The 9,287-nt window shown below is 70.7% G+C and carries 9 protein-coding genes; 4 read left to right on the plus strand and 5 right to left on the minus strand.

Going from position 1 to position 9,287, the window contains the following annotated elements:
- Positions 1-9: 9 nt before the first annotated feature.
- Positions 10-1,185, minus strand: a complete 1,176-nt coding sequence (locus ABZU76_RS31610; RefSeq protein WP_354875850.1) for an alginate lyase family protein — start codon at positions 1,183-1,185, stop codon at positions 10-12.
- Between the two features lie 208 nt (positions 1,186-1,393).
- Between ABZU76_RS31610 and ABZU76_RS31615 the strand changes: the two genes are divergently transcribed.
- Positions 1,394-1,966: an RNA polymerase sigma factor gene (locus ABZU76_RS31615; RefSeq protein ID WP_354875852.1), complete on the plus strand. Its 573-nt coding sequence runs from the start codon at positions 1,394-1,396 to the stop codon at positions 1,964-1,966.
- Complete coding sequence (locus ABZU76_RS31620; RefSeq protein ID WP_354875854.1) at positions 1,959-2,828, plus strand: CU044_5270 family protein; 870 nt, start codon at positions 1,959-1,961, stop codon at positions 2,826-2,828. Before ABZU76_RS31615 ends, ABZU76_RS31620 begins: the two co-directional genes overlap by 8 nt.
- A gap of 4 nt (positions 2,829-2,832) precedes the next feature.
- Here ABZU76_RS31620 and ABZU76_RS31625 read toward each other — a convergent pair whose 3' ends face one another.
- Together ABZU76_RS31625 and ABZU76_RS31630 are read right to left on the minus strand one after the other, a co-directional pair.
- A complete protein-coding gene (locus ABZU76_RS31625; protein WP_354875856.1) occupies positions 2,833-3,603 on the minus strand; it encodes an enoyl-CoA hydratase/isomerase family protein in 771 nt (256 codons plus the stop codon).
- On the minus strand, positions 3,600-4,511 hold the full coding sequence (locus tag ABZU76_RS31630; RefSeq protein WP_220240972.1) for a PaaX family transcriptional regulator C-terminal domain-containing protein: 912 nt from the start codon (positions 4,509-4,511) through the stop codon (positions 3,600-3,602). Before ABZU76_RS31630 ends, ABZU76_RS31625 begins: the two co-directional genes overlap by 4 nt.
- A 132-nt stretch (positions 4,512-4,643) precedes the next feature.
- Between ABZU76_RS31630 and ABZU76_RS31635 the strand changes: the two genes are divergently transcribed.
- On the plus strand, positions 4,644-6,281 hold the full coding sequence (locus tag ABZU76_RS31635; RefSeq protein WP_354875858.1) for an ABC-F family ATP-binding cassette domain-containing protein: 1,638 nt from the start codon (positions 4,644-4,646) through the stop codon (positions 6,279-6,281).
- Between the two features lie 4 nt (positions 6,282-6,285).
- Here the strand turns inward: ABZU76_RS31635 and ABZU76_RS31640 are convergent, their stop codons facing one another.
- Together ABZU76_RS31640 and ABZU76_RS31645 are read right to left on the minus strand one after the other, a co-directional pair.
- Complete coding sequence (locus ABZU76_RS31640) at positions 6,286-6,714, minus strand: PPOX class F420-dependent oxidoreductase (RefSeq protein ID WP_354875860.1); 429 nt, start codon at positions 6,712-6,714, stop codon at positions 6,286-6,288.
- 123 nt (positions 6,715-6,837) lie between these two features.
- Positions 6,838-7,785: a methionyl-tRNA formyltransferase gene (locus ABZU76_RS31645; protein WP_354875862.1), complete on the minus strand. Its 948-nt coding sequence runs from the start codon at positions 7,783-7,785 to the stop codon at positions 6,838-6,840.
- Positions 7,786-7,932: 147 nt separating this feature from the next.
- Between ABZU76_RS31645 and ABZU76_RS31650 the strand changes: the two genes are divergently transcribed.
- The gene (locus ABZU76_RS31650) at positions 7,933-9,273 is read left to right on the plus strand and encodes a lysine N(6)-hydroxylase/L-ornithine N(5)-oxygenase family protein (protein WP_354875864.1); all 1,341 of its coding nucleotides are present in this window, start codon (positions 7,933-7,935) and stop codon (positions 9,271-9,273) included.
- The last annotated feature ends 14 nt before the right edge of the window (positions 9,274-9,287 follow it).

Consider the following 9,287-nt stretch of genomic DNA (forward strand, 5'->3'; position numbering starts at 1 on the left):
AACGAGACCTCAGTTCGGGTTGTCGGCGTGGGTCAGCGTCTGCCAGGCGACGAACAGATTGTTCGTCCCAGCCGGGCGCTGGCGTTCGGTCAGCGCCTGGGTGTTGGTCATGGCGATGCCGAGGCGCCCGTGCAGTGCGTTGTAGCCCACCTCGGTCACCGGGCCCAGGCCGAGGTTCAACGAGCCGCCGCAGAGATTGCTGGGGACCGCCGCGCCGAGTTCGTACTTCGATTGGAAGCCGAGGGCCTGGCGGAGGCGTTCGCCGATGTCCGTGGGGTACAGGTCCTGGCCCTGGATGCGCGAGGTTTCGGCGACGTCGGCGATGGAGGCGATGCCGTAGCCCGTGTGGACGAAGTCGCGGCAGGTTTCCTGGGTGAGGCCGGTGGTGAAGGTGCCTTGTTTCTGCCAGTAGTTGACGATTTGGTCGCGCGTGGACAGTCCACTGCCGGGCACCGTCTTGGGGAGGGTGCCGTCCGTGGACAGATACACGTAGGCCGCGACGCGGTTGCGGTAGCGGGTCATGGCGGAGTCGTAGCTGGACTTGTCGTCGAGGAAGACGGAGATGCCCACGGCGGCCTCCGTCATGACGAGTTCCCAGTTGCCGTTGCTGTTGGAGCCGGCCAGGAGCTTGGGCAGGTAGACGTTGCGCAGCATCGTCGCGAAGCGCCCGGCGTTGGGCCAGCTCGTGTAGGTCGACTTGATGAGCTCCGCGGCGCGCGACCACGACGCGCCGGCCCAGCCCGTCTGCAGGGGTGCGTTGCTGTTGGTGTGGCTGGTGATCGTCGCGGACCACGCGTCCATCAACGCGATGGCCTTCTGCGCGTAGCGCGCGTCCTGCGTGATGTACCAGGCCAAGGCGTCGGTGTAGGCGGCGATGGCGTCTTCGCGTTCGTCGGTGCAGCCGTTGTTAGGGTTGGAGTACGAGCCACACTCCACGACGGCGCGGGGTTTCGCCGTGCGCGTGAGCGAGGCGTACTTGCTGCCCATCATCTGGTCGTACGCGCTCTTCCACGGCTGCGCGCCGGCGTTCACCTTGGCACGCACGAAGTCCAGCTGCGGACGGCTCACGAGCACGCCGGGGTGGGTGAACGTGGCCGGAGCGGCGGAGACCGGTGCCGCCAGCAGTCCCAGCGCGACAGGGATCGTCGCGACCAGCGACGCGAGTTTTCGGGCCCGAAAGGACATGGCTCTCCTCGGTGAGGGGGAAGGGAGGTCGTCGTCGATCTCGATCACCGGTGAGCGCTGCGCACCAGTGTCATGGTCCAGACCACCTCACGTCAAGCACGCACGTGGACATCATTCGCATTCGAAAAATACGTTCAGCCCGCTGAATGAACTCGAATGGCGGCTTCTGCGGATAACCCGTGACACTGCATCCGAGAAGGGGTGATCGATGGACGACGCGGGGGTGATCGGCCGGTCCGTGGCCGAGCCCGACCTGTTCGCCGCTATCTTCGACCGGCACGCACCGCACATCCACCGCTACCTCGCGCGGCGGCTGGGCCGGGACGTGGCCGACGACGCGCTGGCGGACACGTTCCTGGTCGCGTTCGGCAAACGGGCTCACTATGACGGCACCCGGCCCGACGCGCGGCCGTGGCTCTACGGCATCGCGACCAACATCGTGAGCCGTCACCGCCGCGACGAAGTGCGCCAGTACCGCCTGCTGCGCGCCGTCGGCCCGCAGGCCGCGGTCGACGGGCACGCCGAGCGCGTGGCCGCCCAGGTCAGCGCCCAGGCGCGCGGGCCGGAGCTCGGCGCGGCGCTGGCGGCCCTCAGCGCCAAGGACCGCGACGTCGTGCTGCTCGTCGCCGCCGAGCAGCTCGCCTACGAGGAGGTGGCTCAGGCGCTGGGAATACCGGTCGGGACCGTGCGGTCCCGGCTCAACCGCGCCCGCCGCCAGTTGCGCGCCGCCCTCGGCGGTGCCGAACACCCCGACGTGAAGGAGGTTCCGTCCCATGGATGAGCTGCAGTTGGTCCGCGACCGCGCGGCCGACGTCCCGCTGCCCGACCTGGCCGAGCTGGGTGCCGCCCGCGCCCGGCTGCTCGCGGCCGCCGCGAGCGAGCCTCGCCGCAAGACCGGGAAACGCCTTCGGCAGGCCGGCGCCGCGACGCTGGGGCTCGCGGCGGCCATCACCGCCGTCGTCACGTTCGTGCCCACCGGCGACGGCCCGCTGGCGCCGCCGCAAGCCGCCGCCGACCCCGTGCGCGTTCTGCACGGCGCCGCGGCCGAGGCCCTGAAGCTGCCCGACACGCCGCCGCGGCCCGACCAGTTCGTGTATGTCAAAACGCAGTACGCCGAAAGCGACCGCGAAGCCTGGATCTCCGCCGACGGCCAGCACGACGGTTACGTCAAGCAGGACGGCCAGGCCTTCCCCTTGCCGGCCTGCGTCGACGGCAAGTACCGCGTCGAGGGCGCCAACAACCCGGCCGCCAACGGCACGGAAGAACCGTGCGTCGTGGTGCCGGCGTACCGGACCGACCTGCCGACCACCACCGACGCGATGATCGGCTACCTGAACAAGAACCACAGCGGCGACGCCGGCGACGTGAACGCGATGGGCAAGGACGTGCAGATGCTCGTCGGCGAGACCTACCTGCCACCGCAGACGAAGGCCGCCCTGTTCGACGCCGCCGCCAAGGTGCCCGGGCTGCAGGCCGTGGACCACGTGACCGACGCGGCCGGTCGCCCGGGCGTCGGCATCACCTGGCCCGGCAACGGCGTGACCCTGGTCTTCGACGCGAAGACCTTCACCTACCTCGGCACCACCCAGGGCGCCGTGGTCGGCTACGGAATCGTCGACCACGTGGGGCAGCTGCCGCGCTGAGGCCTCAGCGGCCGGTGAAGCTCGCCTTGCCGGGCCCCTCGGCGAGGAACGACTTCACCGCGCCGCGCAGGTCCTCGGTGCCGAACAGCTCCGCGGCGATCGCGGTGACGTGGGCGTTGGCCTCGGGCACACCACCGTGCTCGAAGTGCGCCAGCACGCGTTTGGTGGCCGCGTGCGCCCGGGTGGGGCCTTCGGCCAGCCCGCGCGCGAAGGAGCGCGCCGCGGCGTCGAAGCCGTCGTCGGGCAGCACGCGGTTCACCACGTTCCAGCGTTCGAGCGTCTCGGCCGAGTAGGTGTCGCCGGTGAACACGAACTCCTTGGCGCGGGCCACTCCCGCGCGGGCGGCGAGGCGCTGGGTGCCGCCCATCGTCGGCGTCAGGCCCACCACCTTCTCCACGAGCCCGAACTTGGCCCGCGAAGCGGCCAGCAGCAGGTCGCACGCCACGGCGACCTCGAACGCCCACGTGAGGCACAGGCCGTGGGCGGCGAACACCGTAGGGAACGGCAGCGCGGCGATGCGGTCGGGCACCGTGAGCAGCTCGTCGAAGAACACCTTCGCCTCGGCCGGCGAGCCCTGCGCGTCGAACAGTGCGACGTCCACGCCACCGCTGACGACGCGGCCCTCGGCCCTGATGAGCAACGCCCGCGCCGGCTGGGCTTCCAGGGCGGCGACGGCTTCGAGCAAGTCGTGTTGCAGCGAAGCGGTGTAGAGGTTGAGCGGCGGTGCGTCGATCGTCAGCACCGCCAGGCCGTCTTCGCGGTCGAGCCGGGTCACGCGTTCTCCTCGTTGTCCAGCAGCTTGTCCCAGTACGCCTGGGCCGCGGGCCGCCATTCCACGTGCTTGCGGTGGAACAGCTCGCTCGCCTTGCGCCCGCTCCACTCGGCGGGCAGCAGCTCGGCCGGCAGCCGCGGGTCGAGGAACGGGAAGCGCCGCCATTCGTGGACCAGCTCGGTCTGCGCGCGCAGCACGGCCGGGTCGCCCGTGGGTCGCAGGCCGGTGAAGCGGTCGATGAAGTCCTCGTAGCTGTCGGTCAGCTCCGAGAGGTCCCACGACCGCTCGACCATGCTCTCCTGCTCGCCGACCTCGCCGTACGCGGCCGTGAAGGACATCGCCTGGGCGTCGAGCTGCAGCTCCGCCACGATCTGCTGCGCTTCGTGTTGCCGGCCGGGGTCGGGGCTCACCCACACGCCCGCGACGGGCGAGCCGAACCCGGCCCACGTCAGGCGTGTGCGCAGCCGGTGGCGCAGGTCGCGCTTGGCCTCGGGCACCGACACGATCAGCATCAGCCAGCGGCCCTCCCACGCGACGGCCTCGCGCCCGAACGCGTAGATCCGCTCCGCGCCTTCGGTGAGCAGCCGACGGCCCGGCGGCGTGAGCGACCAGCGCACGCGCCGGCCGACGCGTTCGGACACCAGCCAGCCCTCGGCGGCCGAGCGCGCGAGTGCCTGGCGCGCCGACTTCTCCTCGATGTCCAGCATGCCCAGCGCTTCGACGAGCATGGACGTCCACACGGGACGGTCGCGGGGCAGCACGTACTCGCCCAGCACAGTCATCAACAGGGACCGGGCACTCGCGTGGCTGACCTCGCGGCGCCTGCTGACCGTCGGCCGCGGCGCCGCCGAGCGGGGTTCCCGCTGCTTCGCGCGCTGGCCGAGCGTGACCGACGTGGCGGGTTCCGCCATCGCTTTCACCGACCTCACTGCTCCGTGGCTCGTAACCCGCCCAGGCTACCCACGTTCAGTGACCGAGACGACACTCGACACACTGGGAGCGCGTCGGCGGCGCGGAGCGGCACCCGTAGAATCAGCCGGGAAATGAGCGCAACACTCGTCGCGAAGGGCCTGGCCTCCGGCCACGGCGACCGCATCCTGTTCTCCGGCCTCGACCTGGTCGTCGCTCCTGGCGACGTCGTCGGGCTGGTCGGCGTCAACGGCGCCGGCAAGTCCACGCTGCTGCGCACCCTCGCGGGGCTGCAGCCGCCCGAGTCGGGGGAGATCCGGCTGAACCCGCCGACGGCCACCGTCGGTCACCTCCCGCAGGAGCCCGAGCGGCGGCCGGGGGAGTCGGTGAGGCAGTTCCTCGCGCGGCGCACCGGGGTCGCCGAAGCGCAGCGTGAGCTCGACGCCGCCACTGAGGCGTTGACCGAGGGCGTCGCCGGCGCTGACGACACGTACGGGACGGCCCTCGACCGTTGGCTCGCCCTCGGCGGCGCCGACCTCGACGACCGCGCGGGCGAGGTCGCCGCGGAGCTGGGGCTGGCCGTGGACCTCGACCAGCCGATGGTCTCGCTGTCGGGCGGACAGGCCGCACGTGCCGGGCTCGCGTCGCTGCTGCTGAGCCGGTACGACATCTTCCTGCTCGACGAGCCCACCAACGACCTCGACCTCGACGGCCTCACCCGCCTCGAGCGGTTCGTCACCGGCCTGCGTGCCGGCACGGTGCTCGTGAGCCACGACCGCGAGTTCCTCGCCCGCACCGTGGACCGCGTCGTGGAGCTGGATCTTGCGCAGCAGCAGGTGAACACGTTCGGCGGCGGCTACGAGTCCTATTTGGAGGAACGCGCCGTCGCGCGGCGCCACGCGCGCGAGGACTACGAGGAGTACGCCACCACCCGCTCCGCGCTGGAGGCGCGCGGGCAGATGCAGCGCGGTTGGATGGAGAAGGGCGTCAAGAACGCGCGGCGCAAGCAGACCGACAACGACAAGGTCGGCCGGAAGTTCCGCAGCGAGGCCACGGAGAAGCAGGCGTCGAAGGCGCGCCAGACCGAGCGCATGATCGAGCGCCTGGAGGTCGTGGACGAGCCGCGCAAGGAGTGGGAGCTGCGCATGGAGATCGCGGCGGCCCCGCGTGCCGGCGCGGTCGTCGCCACGCTGCGCGGCGCCGTCGTGCGCCGCGGCCCCTTCACGCTCGGTCCCGTCGACCTCCAGGTGGACTGGGCGGACAAGGTCGCCATCACGGGCGCCAACGGCGCGGGCAAGTCCACGCTGCTGGCCGCCCTGCTCGGCCGGCTGCCGCTCGACGAGGGCAACGCGGCGCTCGGCCCCGGCGTCGTCGTCGGCGAGGTCGATCAGGCGCGTCAGCTGTTCCTCGACGACGTCCCGCTGGCCGACGCGTTCGCGCGCGAGGTCCCGGAGCTGCCCGACGCCGAGGTCCGCACGCTGCTCGCGAAGTTCGGCCTGAAGGCCGCGCATGTGCTGCGCCCCGCGGCCACGCTCTCGCCGGGCGAGCGCACGCGCGCCGCTCTCGCGTTGCTGCAGGCGCGCGGGGTGAACCTGCTCGTGCTCGACGAGCCCACCAACCACCTCGACCTGCCCGCGATCGAACAGCTCGAGTCCGCTTTGGACCGTTACCCCGGCACGCTGCTGCTCGTGACCCACGACCGCCGCATGCTCGACGCCGTCTCGGTCACGCGGCGCTTCGAAGTGGCGGACGGGAAAGTCACCGAGTCCTGACGCGTCAGCCGGCCACGGCGTCGACCCCCGTGGTGTGCGACGGGTGGACCACCACGAGGACCTTGCCTGGCGAGGTGGCGTAGCCGACGAACTGGTCCACTCCTTCCGCGGGCAGGTAGCGGCGGGCGATGAGCTCCGAACCGCTGCGCACGCGTGCGGGGTCGGTGACGATCTCGGCCGTCCCGTTCACCGAGACGAAGCTGTAGGGCGGCACGTCGTCGTGCACCGTGAGCGCGACTTCGCCCGACGCGGCGATCGCGCGGCCTTTCACGCTGTCCTGGGTGATGTTGACCAGCAGGTCCTCACTGTCGGCGGCGAACCACACGGGGACGGCGTGCGGGCGGCCGTCGGCACGGACGGTGACGAAGATGGCGCTGCGGCTGCCTTCGGTGAGGAAAGTGCGGGCGCGTTCGGCGGACATCGGGGTGGCCATCTCTGGTTCCTCCAGTGGTCGGGCCCGGCGGGCTCACGCCGGGTCACGGTTGCCGCCACCGTAACCCGGCACACCGACAAACTCGGCTCACCCGGCAGTTTCAGCCGATCGGCAAAAACGCGCTCACGGCCGGTCGGTGAGGTACCCGCCCATCGTCGTGAAGTAGTCGGCCGCAGCCAGCTCCGTGCCGTCCTCCGTGCGCACCCGTTCCACCAGCAGGCCGGGGGAGTGACCGCGCCGCGCCTCGGGACCGGCGACGATCACCACGCCGTCGCCCTCCTTGATGAAGATGCGGCCCGGCGTGCCGCCGTAGTGCCCGGCCGACACCGACGCGCGCACGATCCGCAGCCGCGCCCCGCGGTGGTAGGCGAACGCGTTGGGGTACGGGTCGGACTGCGCCCGCACCAGCCGTTCGATGTCCGAAGCGGGCCACGTCCAGTCGATGAGACTGTCGCGTGGCGCGCGTTTGTGGAAGAAGCTCGCCTTCGACCGGTCCTGGGCGATCGGCACCACGGTGCCCGCCTCGATGAGCGAGAGCGCCTCCGCGACGATCGGCTCGATGAGATCCACTGTGCGGTGGAACAGATCCGTGGTCGTGTCCTTCGAGCCGACCGGCACCGCGCGCTGCACCACGATGTCGCCGGCGTCGAGCTCCGCGTTCATCATGTGGGCGGTCACGCCGACCTCGGGTTCGCCGTTGACCAGCGCCCAGATCAGCGGTGAGAAACCGGCGTACGCGGGCAGCAGCGAGTCGTGGACGTTGAGCGTGCCGTGGGGCGGCAGGTCGAAGATCTCCGGCGGCAGCCAAGTCCGCCAGTTGTTCGCGACGATCAGCTCCGGCTCCGCGGCCTTGAGCTCCGCCAGCAGTTCCGGGTCGTCGGGGCGGTTGCGCAGCAGGGCGCGGATTCCGTTGGCCTCGGCGAGCTCGGCCACCGAATCGTCCCAGATCTTCTCGTACGCGTGGTTGCTCTTGGGGTGCGTGACCACGAGGACGACCTCGTGACCAGCGTCGATGAGGGCACTCAAGGTGCGGTGCCCCCAGGTCTGGTAGCCGAACATGGCCACGCGCATCGGCGAAACCCTTTCGCGGTCGAGGGGACGAACATCACCCACAAGGTACTAGCTGAGCCTCTCCTAAGTTAGGTTAGGGTTTCCTGAGCTTTTTCGGGTGGAGCTGAGCCGAACCGAGATGCGGCAGTGCCGCGCTAGGGGACTTTCATGTCACGAGCAGTGGTCGATGGCCAGGTGCCGGTGTACGACGTGGTCGGGGTGGGGTTCGGACCATCGAACCTCGCCCTCGCGATCGCGCTGACCGAGCACAACGCCGCGCCCGGGTCCGGTGACACGGTCACCGCGCACTTCCTCGAGCGCCAGCCGCGTTTCGGCTGGCACCGCGGGATGTTGATCGACACCGCCACGATGCAGGTCTCGTTCCTCAAGGACCTCGCGACCATGCGCAACCCGACGAGCGAGTTCAGCTTCCTGAACTATCTGCACGCCAAGGGCCGGCTGATCGACTTCATCAACCACAAGAACCTGTTCCCGCTTCGGATCGAGTTCCACGACTACTTCGAGTGGGCGGCCGCCAAGGTCGACGACGTCGTGTCCTACGGCACCGAGGTGCTCTCGGTCGAGCCGGTGCGCGACGGCGATGAGGTGGTCTTCTTCGACGTCCGCGCGAAGTCCGGCGACGAGATCGTGGAGCTGCGCGCCCGCAACCTCGTGCTGGGCACGGGATTGCGGCCCAACCTGCCCGAGGGCGTCACCGGCGGTGAGCGGATCTGGCACAACAGCCAGCTGCTGCCGCGCGTCGAACGGTTGCGCGACAGCGAACCGAAGCGGTTCGTGGTGGTCGGCGCGGGCCAGAGCGCGGCCGAGGTCGCGGCCCTGCTGCACGACGAGTTCCCGCGCGCCGAGGTGTGCGCGGTCTTCGCGCGCTACGGCTACAGCCCGGCCGACGACAGCTCGTTCGCCAACCGGATCTTCGACCCCGAGGCGGTCGACCACTTCTACGGCGCCAGCGAACCCGTGAAGGACCGGCTCATGCGCTACCACGGTGCCACCAACTACTCCGCGGTCGACCTCGACCTGATCGACGAGCTCTACCGCCGCGTGTACCAGGAGAAGGTGCTCGGTGTGGAGCGGCTGCGGCTGTTCAATGTCTCCCGGCCCGTGGACGTGACCGACCACGGCACCCACGTGCGCGCGACCGTCGAATCGCTGACCACCGGCGAACGCGCGGTGCTCGACGCCGACGCGGTCGTCTACGCCACCGGGTACCTGCCGGCGGACCCGACGCCGCTGCTCGGCGAGCTCGCCACGGGCTGCCGGCGGGACGCGGAAGGCCGGCTGCGCGTGGAGCGCGACTACCGCATCACCACCGACGCCGCCGTGCGCGGTGGGCTCTACCTGCAGGGCGGCACCGAGCACACGCATGGCATCACGTCGTCGCTGCTGTCCAACACCGCGGTGCGCGTCGGCGAGATCCTGCGGTCCATTGTGGATCGGCGGGCCGCCGTGGCGCACCTGCCCGAGTACGCGGTGAGCGGCACGCGCTGACGGCGCGGCGCCCA

Origin of the sequence: Amycolatopsis sp. NPDC005232, assembly GCF_040607795.1 — a bacterium.
Lineage (GTDB): Bacteria > Actinomycetota > Actinomycetes > Mycobacteriales > Pseudonocardiaceae > Amycolatopsis.

Excerpts from the sequence above, each read along its gene's own strand:
- ABZU76_RS31610 (WP_354875850.1), bottom strand. The coding sequence starts at position 1,185 with ATGTCCTTTCGGGCCCGAAAACTCGCGTCGCTGGTCGCGACGATCCCT.
- ABZU76_RS31615 (WP_354875852.1), top strand. The coding sequence starts at position 1,394 with ATGGACGACGCGGGGGTGATCGGCCGGTCCGTGGCCGAGCCCGACCTG.
- ABZU76_RS31620 (WP_354875854.1), top strand. The coding sequence starts at position 1,959 with ATGGATGAGCTGCAGTTGGTCCGCGACCGCGCGGCCGACGTCCCGCTG.
- ABZU76_RS31630 (WP_220240972.1), bottom strand. The coding sequence starts at position 4,511 with ATGGCGGAACCCGCCACGTCGGTCACGCTCGGCCAGCGCGCGAAGCAG.
- ABZU76_RS31635 (WP_354875858.1), top strand. The coding sequence starts at position 4,644 with ATGAGCGCAACACTCGTCGCGAAGGGCCTGGCCTCCGGCCACGGCGAC.
- ABZU76_RS31640 (WP_354875860.1), bottom strand. The coding sequence starts at position 6,714 with ATGGCCACCCCGATGTCCGCCGAACGCGCCCGCACTTTCCTCACCGAA.
- ABZU76_RS31645 (WP_354875862.1), bottom strand. The coding sequence starts at position 7,785 with ATGCGCGTGGCCATGTTCGGCTACCAGACCTGGGGGCACCGCACCTTG.
- ABZU76_RS31650 (WP_354875864.1), top strand. The coding sequence starts at position 7,933 with ATGTCACGAGCAGTGGTCGATGGCCAGGTGCCGGTGTACGACGTGGTC.